The sequence below is a fragment of the Cupriavidus sp. 01T418 genome (assembly GCF_056398885.1).
On record NZ_JBFTQG010000002.1, the window covers coordinates 355,740 to 371,171 of the forward strand.

Sequence of the window (15,432 nt, forward strand, 5' to 3'; positions counted from 1 at the left end):
GCGGCGCTTTTGCCGTCATCCATCAACTAGGATTGCGTGTCAATGAAACTCAAGCTTAACCGCCACGGCGCAACGCAGATTCGCCGTGCCGCCCTGGTCTTGCCCGTGCTGGTAGCCAGCGCGATGACCGGTTGCAGCAGCATCAACGATGCCATGGCGCCCGACAAGATCGACTACAAGTCCGCCGCCAAGCGCACCTCCACGCTGGACGTGCCGCCGGACCTGACCAAGATCGAAGGCGATCGCCGCTACTCGGTGCCGGACCAGAACGGCACCTCGACGCTGTCGACCTACAACCAGGCGACCAAGACGGTGCAGCAGCAGGCGGGCGCCGAGAACGTGCTGCCCTCCACGCAAGGCATCCGCATGGAGCGCGACGGCAACCAGCGCTGGCTGGTGATCAGCAATGGCATGGCTACCGACAAGCTGTGGCAGTCGTTGCGTGAATTCTGGCAGGAGAGCGGTTTCCTGCTGGTGCAGGACTCGCCCGAGACCGGCATCATGGAAACCGACTGGGCCGAGAACCGCGCCAAGATCCCGCAGGATTTCATCCGCAATACCATCGGCAAGGTCTTCGATGGCCTGTACTCGACCTCCGAGCGCGACAAGTTCCGTACCCGTCTGGAGCGTTCGCAGAACGGCAACCTGGAGGTCTACATCAGCCATCGGGGCGCGCAGGAACAGCTGACCGGCATCGACAAGTCGAACACGATCTGGACGCCGCGTCCTTCCGATCCTGAGCTGGAAGCCGAATTCCTCTCGCGCTTCGCGCAGCGCCTGGGCGTGCAGAAGGAGCAGGCCGACCGCATGGCCAAGAGCGGTGCCACCCCGGCAGCGACCGTGGCAGCGGCTCCCGCTGCTGCTGCCGGCGCCGCCAAGGCAGCCAGCGGCAATGCCAGCCTGACCCAGGTCAACGGCGCGCAGGCACTGCAGTTGTCCGAGCCGTTCGACCGCGCATGGCGCTCGGTCGGCCTGGCGCTGGATCGCGTCAACTTCACGGTGGAAGACCGTGACCGCGCCCAGGGGGTCTACTACGTGCGCTACGTCGACACGCGCGATACCGTGGACAACCGCGGCTTCTTCTCCAAGCTGTTCACCAAGACCGGCGCCGAAGATAGCAAGAAGGCCAAGAAGTACCGCGTGGCACTGAAGGGCGATGGTGACGGCACGACCGTGACGGTGCAGAACGACGCAGGCCAGCCGGAAGGTTCCGACATCGGCAAGCGCATTCTTACGCTGCTGGACGAGCAACTGCGCTGACCGGCGTGCGGGTCACGCAAGACTACCCGCGGCGCCCGGCCGCGGGTTGGCTCCGCACGCTGTCCGGGGAGGCCGTCGCATGATGCGCTTCGCCTTCCTCGGCAGCGGCAGCGAGGGCAATTCCCTGTTGATCGAATCGCAAGCGGGCACCACCACGACCAGGGTGTTGCTCGACTGCGGTTTTGGCATTCGCGAAACCGCGCGGCGGCTGGAGCGGCTCGGCGTCACGCCCGACCAGCTCGATGCCGTGCTGGTCACGCACGAGCATGGCGATCACGTCGGCTCGGCCTATGCCTTTGCCGCGCGCCACGATGTGCCGGTCCACACCAGCCACGGCACCTGGCTTGCCACCTCGCATATGCGCGGGGCGGACAAGGCGGATGTGCGCGTCTGCGGCGCCGACCATGCGCTGGTCATCGGCAGCCTCCACATCCTCCCCTACACAGTGCCGCACGATGCGCGCGAGCCGCTGCAGTTCGTGCTCAGCGATGGGGATGCCCGGCTTGGCGTACTGACCGATGCGGGCATGGAGACGCCTTACGTCACCGCCCGGCTGGCAGGCGTGCATGCGCTGGTGCTGGAGTGCAATCACGATCGCGAGATGCTGCGCAATTCGGCCTATCCGTATTCGCTCAAGCGCCGCATCGGTGGCGACTTCGGCCATCTTGCCAACGACGTCGCGGCCAGCATCCTGGCCAGCGTGGCGCATGCGGGGCTGCAGCGTGTGGTGGCTGCGCACCTGAGCCAGCAGAACAATACAAGGGAGCTGGCTACCCAGGCGCTGGCAGCGGTGCTGGGCGTGTCCGCCGGCGACATCCTGGTGGCGGACCAGCACGAAGGGCTGGACTGGCAGCCGGTCAGGGCCTGATGTATGGTCTGAGATAGGTAGCTGGCCCGGACGGCCGATCCGTTGTTGTGACGAAAGCGACGTATTCGGAAAGATGGACGAAAAAAAGCCGACCCGAAGGTCGGCTTTTTTATCGGTCGAGACCGATTACTGCTTGGCAGCTGCGGCCGAAGCGTCAGCGGCTGCGCCGGAAGCTTCAGCAGCCGAAGTTGCTGCGCTAGCAGCAGCAGCCGTTGCGTCGGAAGCAGCAGCCGTTGCTTCGGCGGCAGCGGGAGCAGCAGCAGCGGGAGCCGAAGCTTCTGCTGCCGGTGCCGGAGCAGCGGCTTCTTCTTTCTTGCCGCAAGCGGCGAGAGCAACGGCGGCGAGCAGCGATGCGATCAGGAGAGACTTCTTCATTGTTCGTCCTTTAACTTTAATAACAGAAAAACAGGCGATGAATAATTACCGGTAATTATCGCTCTTGAACTGCAAAATAGAGGCTCTCCCGGGTGCCGACAAATGCAGTGGTACACAGTACTAGCCAGCCAGCGATTATATCCGCGTTTTCCCGGCTTGTGTAGCGCTCTCTTTTGCTGTTTTTGCTTGTTACGGATTATTACAGCGGAGATGGCGCAAATTGCAGCCATCCTTCCAGCGCCCAGTGATGAAAAGTCTCCATCAGATCCGGCAAATCCGCGCAGGCGGCCACTTCCGCGGCACTCAGGCAGCGGTGGTCGGCCAGCCGCCGCAGCCAGCGTGCAAGCGCGTCGGGCGGTTCGTAGGCTTCGCCATTGATAAAGAAATGGGTGCGGTCATACAGGGCAATCGATGCCGGTGCAAGCACGATGCCGTGCGTCAGCGCGAGTTTGTTGTATTTCTTCAATACGATTTCGGATATTTCTGCAAACTCCACACTCGGCTTGGGTTCGGAGAGATGCGCCCCCAGAAACTCCGAGATCATGCTTCCCGACCAGCGCAGGGCGCTCAACCGTTCACTGACGGCGCGCACCATCTGGGCCGGCAGTTGGGCGGGATGTGCCGTGGCCGCCTCGCCCGCATCGGCGTAGCGGCCGCCCAGGTCTTCGTTGTCCTCGACGGTTTCCGACAGCCATGCCAGGAAGTGTCCGGCGAGTTCGCGGTAGGCCGGTGCCCGGAAGCCGATCGAACAGGTCATGCACTCGCCTTCGGCAATGCCGTCGTGGGCATACTGGGGTGGCAGGTAAAGCATATCGCCCGGTTCCAGCACCCATTCCTCCTCCGGGGTGAAGTCCGAGAGGATCTTCAGCGGCAGGTCGGGCACCAGGTCGAGCCTGGCCTGGGACGAGATGCGCCAGCGGCGCCGTCCCGATACTTGCAAGAGGAATACGTCGTAGGAGTCGAAGTGCGGGCCTACGCCGCCGCCGTCGCTGGCGTAGCTGATCATCAGGTCGTCCAGGCGCGCGTCGGGAACGAAACGGAATTGTCCCAACAACGCCGCGGCTGCACTATCGTGGAGGTTAACGCCCTGCACCAGCAAGGTCCACTGGCGGGCTTTGCGCGAGGGCAGGTTGTCGGCGGCGAAGGGGCCTTGCTCAAGCTTCCAGCGGTTGCGGAAGTGCGACACCAGGCGCGACTCGACGTCATCGTGGTCGGCTAGTTCGAAAAGCGACTCGCGCGATACCGGCGGCTCGATTCCCGGTACCGCTTGTCGGATCAGCAGGGGCTTGCGTTGCCAGATATCGCGCATGAAAGCGGCCGGCGTCATGCCTCCCAGCAAGGCGAGTGGCGCGTCGGGATCGACGGGGCCGGGGGGCAGGGCCTGCGCGTATAATGCGGAATCGTTCATGGAGTCAAGAATTGAAAATCGCTAAGAACACGGTGGTATCCGTGGTGTACAAGCTGTCGGATGCGCAGGGCAATCTGATCGAGGAGTCGGATGAGCCGATGGTTTACTTGCACGGCGGGTATGATGGCACGTTCCCCAAGATCGAGGAAGCGCTGGAAGGCCATGAAGCCGGCTTCGAAACCCAGTTGCAGCTCGAGCCCGACGAAGCCTTCGGCGACTACGACGCCGACATGGTGAAGGTCGAGCCGCGTGACCGTTTCCCCGAGCCGCTGGAAATCGGCATGCAGTTCGAAGGCGTGCCCGAAGACAGCGATGACGAGGACTCGATCATCTACACGGTGACCGACGTGGCGGAAGACAAGGTGGTGCTGGATGGCAACCATCCGCTGGCCGGCATGGCGCTGCGTTTCTGGCTGCAGGTTGCCGAAGTGCGCGAAGCCACGGCCGATGAAGTACAGCACGGCCACGCGCACGGCGCCTCGGGCATCGAAATCGTGGACGAGGACGAGGACGACGAAGGCGACAACAGCCGCACGCTGCACTGAGTGCGCGGCGCGCGCGAGTCCTCGCGGCAGTACCCACGAATAAGCCGGCCTTGCCGGCTTTTTCTTTGGGTGCGTGGCATCGGATGCGGCCTCGCTCGCAGCCCTGCCCGGGCCTTGCTCCGGCCTTACTCCGCCTCGGGGCCATCCTTGAGCGTCACTTCGAACAGCGACGGCGAGCCTGGGGTGATCACAAGTTCGGTGTACTGGCCGGGAGCGCCACTGGGCAACACCACGCGGGTGAAGTTGCGCAGCGTCTTGCCGCTGGCATCCTTGAGCGGCTTGTCGATGCCGAAGCCGCCTATCCCGGTGTGAACCAGCAGGATCTGGCCCCGATAGCGCCCGGCCAGATCGCGCAGCTGGCGCTTGAACTCCAGGAAGCCATCGCGCGTGCGGCGGCGCAGGAAGCCGTCGAACAGGGAGGGGTGGCCGCGCTGCTCCCAGCCGTTGCCGAACTGTGGGTCGGCATGCTCCAGCACCACGACGCCGGGCAGGTTCTGCTGCTGTGCCAGCGAAAACGCGCGGGCCAGCCACTGCCGGTTGGCCTCGCGGCGGTCCTCGAACTCGCCGTTGCGGCCGCCCTCCGAGCGGTAGTGATTATTGTCGCCGGGCAGGTTCACCGCCACCAGCATCACGTTGCCGGCGCTCCAGCGCACGTTTTCCCGATAGCTGCGGAAAGTGGCCTGGTCGGATTGCCGCATCAAGGGCAGGACACGCTGGCCGAGCGTGGTATCCGCCGGGTAGAACAGCTCGCGCAGCCGGTTCAGCCGTTCCACGGCATCGAAACGGCCGTTCGCCGCGCGCTGGCATTCCGCCCAGTCGGTTTCACCGGGCAGGTAGACCAGGGGCAGGGGCGACTGGTCGAGCAAGCGCTGGCGCGCGGTGAGCAAGGCATCGTCGCAGGATTCGGTGTCGCCCTTGATGCCGCCCAGATGGACGACGAAACCGAGGTGGCGCGCGGCCAGGTAGTCGAGCAGGCGGGCCGTGCCTGCCTCCGCAGCCGGCCATTGCGGCTGGTCGGCAATCAGGGCCACGCGCACGGTCTCGGCGGCCGGGGCGCGGGCGCGTTCAGCCAGTGCCAGGGAGGGGGCTGCCGGCAACGCCAGCAAAATCCCCAGCATGGCACGCCGTGCCAGGCCCCGCAGCGGGTGCGCACACGCTGCGCACAGCCCGCCCGCGGGCCGCGGCATGGATCGTTGCAGGCGCTGGTGCACGAGCCGGATTGGCGTCATGCGGTGGCTACAGCTTCCTTGGCGAGCGCGCGCAGCCGATAGAGTGCATCGAGCGCGTCGCGTGGAGTCAGGCTGTCCGGGTCGAGTTCGGCCACCGCGTCGAGTAGCGCCGCCTGCTGTGGCGAGATGGCGCTGGCCGCCGGCCCGTTGTCCCGTTCCGTGCAGTCGTCGTCCTGGTCGTCCAGCGGCGCGGGCGGCGCGGCAAACAGGTCGAGCTGGGGCGTGGGCGTGGCATCCGCCGACTGCTGCTCCAGCCATGCCAGGTGCTTGCGGGCCGCACGGATCACCGGCTGCGGCACGCCCGCCAGCTGCGCGACCTGCAGGCCGTAGCTCTGGCTGGCAGGGCCATCCTGCACGGCGTGCAGGAACACGATGCCATCGCCATGCTCGACCGCCGACAGGTGCACGTTGGCCGCCTGCGTGAATTCCTGCGGCAGCTGCGTCAGCTCGAAGTAGTGGGTGGCGAACAGCGTATGGCTGCGGTTATGCGCCAGCAGGTGACGCGCGATCGCCCACGCCAGCGCGAGGCCGTCGAAGGTCGACGTGCCGCGCCCGATCTCGTCCATCAGCACCAGGCTGGCCGGCGTGGCGTTGTGCAGGATGCCGGCGGCTTCGGTCATCTCCACCATGAAGGTCGAGCGCCCGCCCGCCAGGTCGTCGGCGGCGCCGATGCGGGTGAAAATGCGGTCGATCGGGCCGATCACCGCGCGCCGCGCCGGCACGTAGGCGCCCACGCAGGCCAGCAGCACGATCAGCGCGGTCTGGCGCATGAAAGTCGATTTGCCGCCCATGTTCGGGCCGGTGATCAGCAGCAGCTTGCGCGCCTCGTTCAGCTGGCAGTCATTGGCGATAAACGGCACGGATTCGGCGGCGAGCTGGCCTTCCACCACCGGATGGCGGCCTTGCGCGATGTCGATCACGTTTTCGTCGACGCGCTCGGGCTGGGTCCAGTCCAGCGTCTGCGCGCGCTCGGCCAGGGCGGCCAGCACGTCGAGGCGCGCCAGCGCGCCGGCCACGCGCTGCAGTTCGCCGATATGCGGCAGCAACTGTTGCAGCAGCGCATCGTAGAGCAGCTTCTCGCGCGCCAGCGCGCGGTCCTGCGCCGACAGCGCCTTGTCTTCGAAGGCCTTGAGTTCGGGCGTGATGTAGCGCTCGGCGTTCTTCAGCGTCTGGCGGCGGCGATAGTCGTCGGGCACCTTGTCGGCCTGGCCGTTGGTCACCTCGATATAGAAGCCGTGCACGCGGTTGTATTCCACGCGCAGGTTGGCAATGCCGGTGCGGGTGCGCTCGCGGGCTTCCAGCTCCACCAGGAACTGGCCGCAGTTTTCGGAGATATCGCGCAGCTCGTCGAGCGTCGCATCGTAGCCGCGGGCGATCACGCCGCCGTCGCGGATCACGCTGGCCGGCTCCGGCGCCACCGCGCTGACCAGCAGCGCATGGCATTCCCAGGGCACGGCCAGTTCCGTCACGGTCTGGTCCAGCAACGGCGCGGCATCGTCAGGATGCAGGCAGGCCTGCACGTCGGGCAGGGCGGTCAGCGTATCGCGCAGCGAGGACAGGTCGCGCGGGCGTGCATTCATCAGGGCCAAGCGCGCGGTGATGCGCTCCACGTCGGACAGCCGGCGCAGTGCCGCGCGCAGCGCATCGGTGCCCTGGCCGAGCATGGCGCCGATGGCCTGCTGGCGCGCCTGCGGGATCGCGCTGTCGCGCAGCGGATGGTGCAGCCAGTGGCGCAGCAGGCGGCTGCCCATGGCGGTGGCGCAGGTGTCCAGCAGCGAGAACAGCGTCGGCGACTCGCCGCCGCGCAGGGTCTCGGTCAGTTCCAGGTTGCGCCGCGTGGCAGTGTCCAGGCCAACGAATTCCGATTCGCGCTCGACCGTCACGCCCTTCACGTGGCGCAGCGATTGCCCCTGGGTGGATGCAGCGTAGTTGAGCAGCGCACCCGCGGCACCGAGCGCCGCGCCCAGCCCGGCGCAGCCGAACGGGTCGAGGCTGGCTACGCCAAGCTGCTCGCGCAGGCGGCGGGTGCCGGCTTCCAGGTCGAAATGCCATTCGGGCAGCCGGGTCCGCGCGCAGGCCAGGGCCGGCAATTCGATGCCGTCGGCAAACAGCAGTTCGGCAGGGCGGATCCGCTCCAGTTCGCGGCCGAACTGCGACACTTCGCATTCCATCAGGCGCAACTCGCCGCTGGCGAGGTTGAGCCAGGCCAAACCTATCTTGCTGACGCCGCGGCGCGTGGTCTGTCGATGTACCGCCATCAGGTAGGTATCGGCCTTGTCCGGCAGCAGCGCCGCGTCGGTCAGCGTGCCCGGCGTGACGATGCGTACCACCTTGCGTTCCACCGGCCCCTTGCTGGTGGCCGGGTCGCCGATCTGCTCGCAGATCGCCACCGATTCGCCCAGCTTGACCAGCCGCGCGAGGTACTGGTCCACCGAGTGGAAGGGAATGCCCGCCATCCGGATCGGCACACCGTTGGAGCTGCCGCGCGCCGTCAGCGTGATGTCGAGCAGGCGCGAGGCCTTCTCGGCATCGTCGTGGAAAAGCTCGTAGAAGTCGCCCATCCGGTAGAACAGCAAGGTGTCCGGATGGTCGGCCTTCAGGCCAAGGTACTGCGCCATCATGGGCGTGTGCTTTTCCGCGTTACCGGCTTTCGGCTCGGTCTTGGCGGACTGTCGGGGTTCTACGGACATGCAATCCTCTCGGGCGGCTTTGGCGAAACCGCCTGTTTTCGGGTACTCCGGCGGCCTGCGGCCCTGGCGCGGCGTGCGCGGCAGGCGTCGTGGATGAGGCGGGCGCGGACAAAACCGGCATTTTACTGCGAGCCGGGCCCCGCAGGGGACGAGAACGGGGCGAGAACGGGGCGAGAAGGGGACAGAAGGCTGCAGGAAGGGGAGGGGGAGGATCTTTACAAAAAAAATACGCGCCCGCCTGTCTCTTTACAGAATCTTTGTGCAATCCGGACTTATATGGAATCGAGATACCCGGCAGATACAAAAGGTGGCTCCATCACCCTTGGGGACCAACCCGGCGCCGGTAGTGAAACCACAGAAACAAGGGAAGGTGTTCGACATGTTGAGAGTTCTGGTACCCGTCAACGGCTCGGCGCACGCACTGGATGCGGTGCGTCACGCTGCCTTCATGTTCCGGGATCGCTGTGTGTCCGAGGTGCTCCTGCTTAACGTCCAGCCGCCGCTGGAATTCGGCCGCGCGTCAGCCTTTCACTCGCTGGCGGCATTGCGCAAGCTCGAAGAATCGAGCGGCGAGGCTGCGCTGCGCGGTGCACGGAGCATCCTGGACGATGCCGGCGCCAGGTACGTTGCGCAGGTCAAGATCGGCGACGTAGCGCAGACCATTGCGCAGACCGCGGCGGCGAACGATTGCGATGCCATCGTGATGGGCACGGCCGGGCGCACGGCCGTCGGCGCGCTGCTGGCGGGAAGGCTGACGAACAAGCTGATTCGCATGTCGCGCGTGCCGGTGACGCTGGTCAGGTAGCCAGGCAAGATCGCCAGGATCGGCAAGCCGGGCTGTCACGGCACATTCATCGGCAGCAAGACCATCTGCTTGCCCTGCAGGTGCAGCCGCGCCTGCAACTCGCCTGGCGTCTGGTTATGCAGCCAGGCAGTGAGGAAATTGACGTGCTGGAAGATCAGCTTGCTGGCAAAGCAGACACTGTTCGGGTACTCCGCCGTCACGGCATCGACCAGCTTCAGGAACTCGCGCACCGGATTCGTGCCGAATGCCGCGTGCGAATCGGCAGCCAGTCCATGGCGCTGGCAATTGGCAACGTAGTAACGCAGCGACTCGCCAATCGCCTGTTGCAGGCGATGCAGCGTTTCCTGGCCCTCATAGCTCTGCGCATCCACCTCTCCCACGGCCAGGAAAATCATATTCTTGAAGTGTCCCGGAAATAGGCGCTCGACCCAGAGCAGCGCATGCATGCTGGCGCCGCGGTGCTTGCCCACCAGTACGATCGCGGTGGGCTGGTTGGGGTCGAGTGGCCGCACGCGGCTCGCATCGACCAGCGGCGGGCTGCCGGCGAAGAGGGCATCCGCGCGCGAGAGTTCGGCGCGGGTGGCCGTGTAGTGCCGCTTGACGAGGACGCACAGGAAGATCACCAGGCCCGTTACCAGGACCGTCAGCCAGCCGCCGGCGGTGAACTTCTCAACCAGCGTGATCGCCAGCACCGTGGAGGTGACCGACAAGCCCAGCAGGGACAGGCCGAAGCGAACGATCCAGCGAGGCTCGCCGCGATGGCGCCACCAGTAGATGCACAGGCCAAGCAGCGAGAGGCTGAAGGTCAGGAACACATTGATGCTGTACAGCACCACCAGCACCGCGACCTGGCCGCGCGTCCACAGCAGGATCAGCAAGCTGGCCAGGCCCATGACGATGACGCCGTTCTGGCGCACCAGCCGGGCGGAAAGATCGCGGAAATGCCGCGGCACCCAATAGTCCGCCGCCATGTTGGATAGCACCGCCGGGCCGTCGAGGAAGCCGGTCTGCGCGCCCACCAGCAGTAGCCCGGCCTCCGAGGCCAGCACCACCGCGAGCAGCGCATGGCGGGACAATGCCGAGCCGAAGCCGAGATGGTCGATGACGCGGCCGAAGACCACCGCGTTCAGTGTCTTGCCCTCCACCGGCGTTGCATTCCATAGCATGTACAGCAGGATGATCCCGCCCGCCGTGAAGGCCAGCGAGGTCGCCATGTAGAACATCGTCCACTTGCCGTTTGGCACGCGCGGCTCGGCCAGCATATTCACGTTGTTCGATACCGCCTCCAGCCCGGTGTAGGTGCCGCCACCCAGCGAGAACGCGCGCATCAGCAGCGCTGCCACCGCGATCGGACCCATCGCGTGGGACATGCCGGACGCCTCGCCAATGGCGCCGGGCACGACCGCGCCGAGATGATCGCCATGCGCGGCAAGGCCATACACGATCAGCCCGAGATGCAATGCCACGAAGATCAGGAAGATGGGCATCAGCACCAGGATCGATTCCTTCATGCCGCGGAAATTGAGCCCGGTCATCATGACCACGATCACCAGTTCGGTTGCCAGCTTGAGCGATTGCGCCTCTACCGGCAGCAGGCTGAAGAACGCGTCGACGCCGCTGGCGAGCGACGTCGAGACGGTCAGCACGTAATCGACCAGCAACGCCGCGCCCGACACCAGTCCCGGGTGCGGTCCCAGCAATGCGGTAGCTACGCGGTAGCCGCCGCCGCCGGTTGGGAACAGCTCGATGACCTGGTTGTAGCCGACCGCGATGATGAATACCGTGCCGGCGGTGGCAAGGGCAAGGAAGAGCGCCAGCGGCGTATGGGAACCAAGGGCGAGGAATGCCTCCTCGGGGCCATAGCACGACGAGGAAAGCCCGTCGGCGCCCAGTCCGACCCAGGCCAGCACCGGCACCACGGCAATCGCGTGGCGGGTGCCCGGCGCGAGCGGGTCGAGCGGCTGGCCCGCCAGGCGTCTCCACCACTCCGACAATGCCGCCATGTTCGCCACCCGGGATGCTTGCGGCGCAGCACACGGAGCGCGGCGTCGGGAATCGCAGCTGGCGGTGTCGCTGCTCGCTTGCCAGCACCGGGCGCATGGACGAGCGCCCGTGGGAGTAATGTAGGTGGCAAGCAGGCGGATTCGCAAGAACGGCATTGCCGACATGCTGTCCGTGCCTGCCAGCTCAGTCGCAGTGGATGCCTGAGCGCGATGGCGATGATCGTGGGCGGCGTGGCGCCCGGTATGTGGACACCTGCCGGGGCGCCGCCGCGCCCGCAACGCTGGGTACGGCCACGCGGCCGCGTTGCGTTGTTGCTGTTATGGCGTTGCTGGTGCGGACCCCTGTTGCGGACCCTTGGCGGACCCTTAGCGGACCCTTATCGGGCCGGCTTGGCGTTGTCCACCGAGAACGGGGTCAGCAGGCGCACCATCTGCGCGAATGCCTTGGGGTTGCCGGCCAGCACTTCGCCCTGTTCGAGCTGTCGGGCTTCGCCCGAATAGTTGCCCACCAGGCCGCCGGCTTCGGTCACCAGCAGCATGCCGGCAGCCATGTCCCAGGGATGCAGGCCTTGCTCGAAGAAGCCGTCGGTGCGGCCGCAGGCCACGTAGGCCAGGTCGAGTGCGGCCGAGCCCGGGCGGCGCAGGCCGGCGCAGCTGCGCGTCATCAGCGCGAACAGTTCCAGGTACTGGTCCAGGCCTTCCATGTCGCGGTAGGGGAAGCCGGTGCCGATCAGGCAGTCGGCCAGCTTGTCGCGGCGCGAGACGCGGATGCGGCGGTTGTTCAGGAAGGCGCCGGCACCCTTGCTGGCGGTGAAGAGTTCGTCACGGGCCGGATCGTAGACGACCGCTTGCGCCGGCACGCCCTTGTGCAGCTGGGCAATGGAAACCGCGTACTGGGGGAAGCCGTGGATGAAGTTGGTCGTGCCGTCGAGCGGGTCGATCACCCAGATGTATTCGCTGGTGGGTTCTTCGCCCTCGGCCCAGGACTGGCCGGACTCTTCCGCTAGAATGGCGTGATCCGGGTAGGCCGTGCGGATGATTTCGACGATCGCGGCCTCGGCGGCGCGATCGACTTCGGTGACGAAATCGTTGTGCTGTTTGCGCGAGACCTGAACCCGCTCGACGTCCATCGACGCGCGGTTGATGACGGAACCTGCCTTGCGGGCCGCCTTGACGGCGATATTTAGCATCGGATGCATGAATCTCTCCAGGCCGGCCAAAGGTGCGCGGCCTGGCGCAAAAGGCCGGCGCGCTGCCCTTCGGGGCGGCTGACAACACAACGGATTGTAGAAGAACGGGCGCGTCGCGATCGCATTAGAACGGGCGGCGCACCGAAGATGAAGCCTGAATTGTATATGAACCCGCAGAACCAGACGAGCGTGGCCGCCGACGGCGCCCTCGCCGCGTTTTCCGCAGTGCGCTTCGTGCTGGTGGAAACCAGCCATCCAGGCAATGTCGGCGCGGTTGCGCGCGCCATGAAAACCATGGGTTTCGGCACCGTGCCGGGCAGCCTTGTGCTGGTTTCGCCACGCGAGCCGGCAGTGCGCGAGCACCCGGATGCCATCGCCATGGCCAGCGGCGCCGACGATGTGCTGGCCGCCGCGGTGATCGTCGAGGATATCGAGGCCGCGCTGGCCGGCACTGCCTACGCGGTGGCGCTTACGGCACGCCAGCGCGAGTTCGGGCCGCCGCGCCTGTTGCCGCGCGACGCGGTGGCGCAGGCCGGCGCCCGCATTGGCGCCCAACAGGCGGCCCGGCATGGCGCCGGCCCGGCAGAGGCAGGCGCGCACGTTGCCTTCGTGTTCGGCAATGAGCGCTTCGGCCTGCCCAACGAGGTGGTGGATCGTTGCTCGGCGGTCACCCATATTCCCGCCAACCCGGCCTACACCTCGCTCAATCTTGCCCAGGCCGTGCAACTGGTGGCCTACGAGATGCGCCTGGCGTTGCTGGAGGTGAGGGCTACACCGCTCGCCGAGATCGGCTATGCTGGCGAACCGGCCACGGCCGAGCAGATCGAGGCCATGTTCGGCCATCTGCAGGCCGGCCTGGAAGCCATTGGCTTTCTCGATCCGGCCAGCCCGAAGAAGCTGATGCCGCGCCTGCGCCGGCTGCTCGCGCGCAGCGGACTGGAGCGCGAGGAAGTGAATATCCTGCGGGGCATCGCCAAGCACATGCTGGTCGCCACGCAAGGGCCCGGCACCGAGGCGCCAACAAAACAGGAGAAGTGAGCGGTGGCAGAGATTCCGGCCTACTACATGCACATGCGCGGCGGCACCAGCAAGGTCGCGCTGGTGCGTCCCTCGCAGCGTCCGGACTGCGACGTCGATTGGAGCGCGCCGTGTTGAGCCACAGCGCGCGCCGCCTGATGACCGGCCTGGTCCACGTGCCCGAGCGATGTTGATCGTGGGTGGTGCCGCATCGCCCTGCGCTGCCGTGGCCTGTGCCGCGGCACAGGCGGAGCGGACGGCGCCATCGCAGCCAATGTCCATGGCGGCAGCAGGGTGGCAAATCTCTTACACTCCCTGATCCCGTACCCACCGGCCAATGACCATGCCGGCGACGCAGGCCGATCCTGGTGACCCAGGGCGCGCGTCGCACGGCGCGGCAACTCGACACGACACGACCAAGATGTTCTCTCGCCTGAAGGAAGATATCGACGCCATCATGCGGCGCGATCCCGCCGCACGCAGCCGTCTGGAGGTACTGACCTGCTATCCCGGCTTTCACGCCGTGATGTTTCACCGCTTCTCCCATGCGTGCTGGAACGCGGGGTTCCACTGGCTAGGCCGATGGATTTCGCACTGGGCGCGTTTTTTCACCGGGATCGAGATCCACCCCGGCGCCAAGGTAGGACGGCGTGTGTTCATCGACCACGGCATGGGCGTGGTGGTGGGCGAAACCGCCGAGATCGGCGACGACTGCACCATCTACCAGGGCGTGACGCTGGGCGGCACATCGCTCTACAAGGGGGTGAAGCGCCATCCCACTCTCGGTGCGAATGTGGTGGTCAGCGCCGGCGCCAAGGTGCTTGGCGGCTACACCATCGGCGACGGCGCGCGCATCGGCTCCAATGCCGTGGTGCTGAAACCGGTGCCGCCGGGCGCCACCGCGGTGGGCATTCCGGCGCGCGTCATCCTGCCGGATGCGCCCAGCGGGCTGCAGGGCGCGAAGCAGGAGTTCTCCGCCTACGGCATCACGCCGAACGCGGACGATCCGGTTTCGCTGGCGCTCAAGAGCCTGATCGACAATGCGGCGCAGCAGCACGAGCGCATCGAGACCGTGATGGCCGCGCTGGACCGGCTCGGTGAGCACCTGGAGAACACGCCGAACGACCGCTTCGACGCGAGCGAGTTGCGCAAGCTGATGAAGTAGGCAAGCGCGTGTGCGACTGCCGCGGCCGGCTCGCCGGCCGCGGCATCAGTCCAGCTGCGGCAGTACGTGGAATCCGCCTGCGTCGAGCTGCAGCACGGCGGCGCGTGGCCGCTTGCCGTCGAGGTCCCAGTCGGTCAGCACCCAGCGCACGCCCTCCGGGCTTTCGTGGCGGGCGGGACGATGCGTGTGGCCGTGCACCAGGACCGGCGCATGGCTGTCGCGCAACAGCGCCGCCACGGCCTGCGGCGTGGTGTCGCCGTAGTCGGGCGGGGCATCGCGGCGCGCCTGGCCGGCGCGGCCGGCTTCGCTGTTGGCGCGCAGGCGGCGCGCCACGCGCAGGCGCAGCGCCAGCGGCAGCGACAGGAAGGTACGCTGGACCCAGCGTTTGCGGGTCCAGCGGCGGAAATGCATATAGCGCTCGTCGTCGGTGCAGAGCATGTCGCCATGGCTGAGCACCACGCGCTGGCCAGCGCATTCGATCACGGTGGGGTCGGGCAGCAAGGCCGCGCCGGCGGCGTGCGCAAAACGCTGCCCCAGCAGGAAGTCGCGGTTGCCGTGCATCAGGTACACCTGCACGCCGCGTCCGGCAAGCTGGCGCAGCATGGCGGCCACCTGCGCCGCGAACGGGCTGTCGGTTTCCTCGTCGCCGATCCAGAACTCGAAGAAATCACCCAGGATAAACAGCGCGCGCGCCTCTTGTGCCGCGCGTGCGACCACGCGCTCGAAGGACGCCAGCGTGCGCGGCATCTCCGGCGTGAGATGCAGGTCGGAAATGAACCACGCCGGCGCCGGCACCGCGAGGGCGCCGGTGGCCGGCGTGGATGGGGTCGCAGTCATGCGGTTGGAAGGAGAATCTGGCCTGACTTCATGGCGCGAC

Annotated in this window: 13 protein-coding genes; 6 read left to right on the top strand and 7 right to left on the bottom strand. The window is 66.6% G+C overall.

The features are described 5' to 3' along the window. Window positions 1-42: 42 nt before the first annotated feature. Both bamC and AC1DQ3_RS03765 read left to right on the top strand, forming a co-directional pair. Complete coding sequence (gene bamC, locus AC1DQ3_RS03760) at window positions 43-1,260, top strand: outer membrane protein assembly factor BamC (RefSeq protein ID WP_477118823.1); 1,218 nt, start codon at window positions 43-45, stop codon at window positions 1,258-1,260. A 79-nt stretch (window positions 1,261-1,339) separates the two neighbouring features. After that, window positions 1,340-2,128 (top strand): MBL fold metallo-hydrolase, encoded by a 789-nt coding sequence (locus tag AC1DQ3_RS03765; protein ID WP_477118824.1) that lies wholly within the window; start codon window positions 1,340-1,342, stop codon window positions 2,126-2,128. 126 nt (window positions 2,129-2,254) lie between these two features. Here AC1DQ3_RS03765 and AC1DQ3_RS03770 read toward each other — a convergent pair whose 3' ends face one another. Then, a complete protein-coding gene (locus AC1DQ3_RS03770) occupies window positions 2,255-2,503 on the bottom strand; it encodes a hypothetical protein (protein ID WP_477118825.1) in 249 nt (82 codons plus the stop codon). A 199-nt stretch (window positions 2,504-2,702) separates the two neighbouring features. Next, entirely contained in the window at window positions 2,703-3,911 is a 1,209-nt protein-coding gene (locus tag AC1DQ3_RS03775; RefSeq protein WP_477118826.1) for a JmjC domain-containing protein, read from the bottom strand. An 11-nt stretch (window positions 3,912-3,922) separates the two neighbouring features. Between AC1DQ3_RS03775 and AC1DQ3_RS03780 the strand changes: the two genes are divergently transcribed. Beyond that, window positions 3,923-4,456 carry an FKBP-type peptidyl-prolyl cis-trans isomerase gene (locus AC1DQ3_RS03780; RefSeq protein ID WP_477118827.1) on the top strand — a complete coding sequence of 178 codons (534 nt, stop codon included), beginning with the start codon at window positions 3,923-3,925 and terminating at the stop codon, window positions 4,454-4,456. A 125-nt stretch (window positions 4,457-4,581) separates the two neighbouring features. On the opposite strand, the gene AC1DQ3_RS03785 is transcribed toward AC1DQ3_RS03780, so the two are convergent. Together AC1DQ3_RS03785 and mutS are read right to left on the bottom strand one after the other, a co-directional pair. After that, the gene (locus AC1DQ3_RS03785; RefSeq protein WP_477118828.1) at window positions 4,582-5,574 is read right to left on the bottom strand and encodes a hypothetical protein; all 993 of its coding nucleotides are present in this window, start codon (window positions 5,572-5,574) and stop codon (window positions 4,582-4,584) included. A 107-nt stretch (window positions 5,575-5,681) separates the two neighbouring features. Next, complete coding sequence (gene mutS, locus AC1DQ3_RS03790; RefSeq protein ID WP_477118829.1) at window positions 5,682-8,375, bottom strand: DNA mismatch repair protein MutS; 2,694 nt, start codon at window positions 8,373-8,375, stop codon at window positions 5,682-5,684. A gap of 379 nt (window positions 8,376-8,754) precedes the next feature. Here mutS and AC1DQ3_RS03795 point away from each other — a divergent pair, with 379 nt between their 5' ends. After that, window positions 8,755-9,180, top strand: a complete 426-nt coding sequence (locus AC1DQ3_RS03795; protein WP_477118830.1) for a universal stress protein — start codon at window positions 8,755-8,757, stop codon at window positions 9,178-9,180. A 35-nt stretch (window positions 9,181-9,215) separates the two neighbouring features. Here the strand turns inward: AC1DQ3_RS03795 and AC1DQ3_RS03800 are convergent, their stop codons facing one another. Then, window positions 9,216-11,183, bottom strand: coding sequence for an APC family permease (locus AC1DQ3_RS03800; protein WP_477118831.1), 1,968 nt, complete (start codon window positions 11,181-11,183; stop codon window positions 9,216-9,218). A gap of 377 nt (window positions 11,184-11,560) precedes the next feature. After that, a complete protein-coding gene (locus AC1DQ3_RS03805) occupies window positions 11,561-12,382 on the bottom strand; it encodes an inositol monophosphatase family protein (protein ID WP_477118832.1) in 822 nt (273 codons plus the stop codon). A 156-nt stretch (window positions 12,383-12,538) separates the two neighbouring features. Here AC1DQ3_RS03805 and AC1DQ3_RS03810 point away from each other — a divergent pair, with 156 nt between their 5' ends. After that, window positions 12,539-13,411, top strand: coding sequence for an RNA methyltransferase (locus AC1DQ3_RS03810; protein ID WP_477118918.1), 873 nt, complete (start codon window positions 12,539-12,541; stop codon window positions 13,409-13,411). A 400-nt stretch (window positions 13,412-13,811) separates the two neighbouring features. Next, window positions 13,812-14,555 (top strand): serine O-acetyltransferase, encoded by a 744-nt coding sequence (gene cysE, locus AC1DQ3_RS03815; RefSeq protein ID WP_477118833.1) that lies wholly within the window; start codon window positions 13,812-13,814, stop codon window positions 14,553-14,555. Window positions 14,556-14,600: 45 nt separating this feature from the next. Here cysE and AC1DQ3_RS03820 read toward each other — a convergent pair whose 3' ends face one another. Continuing rightward, complete coding sequence (locus AC1DQ3_RS03820) at window positions 14,601-15,392, bottom strand: UDP-2,3-diacylglucosamine diphosphatase (protein ID WP_477118834.1); 792 nt, start codon at window positions 15,390-15,392, stop codon at window positions 14,601-14,603. Between the last annotated feature and the right edge of the window lie 40 nt (window positions 15,393-15,432).

Bases quoted from the DNA above. Each gene is read 5' to 3' on its own strand.
- bamC (WP_477118823.1), top strand. From the start codon at position 43: ATGAAACTCAAGCTTAACCGCCACGGCGCAACGCAGATTCGCCGTGCC.
- AC1DQ3_RS03765 (WP_477118824.1), top strand. From the start codon at position 1,340: ATGATGCGCTTCGCCTTCCTCGGCAGCGGCAGCGAGGGCAATTCCCTG.
- AC1DQ3_RS03770 (WP_477118825.1), bottom strand. From the start codon at position 2,503: ATGAAGAAGTCTCTCCTGATCGCATCGCTGCTCGCCGCCGTTGCTCTC.
- AC1DQ3_RS03775 (WP_477118826.1), bottom strand. From the start codon at position 3,911: ATGAACGATTCCGCATTATACGCGCAGGCCCTGCCCCCCGGCCCCGTC.
- AC1DQ3_RS03785 (WP_477118828.1), bottom strand. From the start codon at position 5,574: ATGCTGGGGATTTTGCTGGCGTTGCCGGCAGCCCCCTCCCTGGCACTG.
- mutS (WP_477118829.1), bottom strand. From the start codon at position 8,375: ATGTCCGTAGAACCCCGACAGTCCGCCAAGACCGAGCCGAAAGCCGGT.
- AC1DQ3_RS03795 (WP_477118830.1), top strand. From the start codon at position 8,755: ATGTTGAGAGTTCTGGTACCCGTCAACGGCTCGGCGCACGCACTGGAT.
- AC1DQ3_RS03800 (WP_477118831.1), bottom strand. From the start codon at position 11,183: ATGGCGGCATTGTCGGAGTGGTGGAGACGCCTGGCGGGCCAGCCGCTC.
- AC1DQ3_RS03805 (WP_477118832.1), bottom strand. From the start codon at position 12,382: ATGCATCCGATGCTAAATATCGCCGTCAAGGCGGCCCGCAAGGCAGGT.
- AC1DQ3_RS03810 (WP_477118918.1), top strand. From the start codon at position 12,539: ATGAACCCGCAGAACCAGACGAGCGTGGCCGCCGACGGCGCCCTCGCC.
- cysE (WP_477118833.1), top strand. From the start codon at position 13,812: ATGTTCTCTCGCCTGAAGGAAGATATCGACGCCATCATGCGGCGCGAT.
- AC1DQ3_RS03820 (WP_477118834.1), bottom strand. From the start codon at position 15,392: ATGACTGCGACCCCATCCACGCCGGCCACCGGCGCCCTCGCGGTGCCG.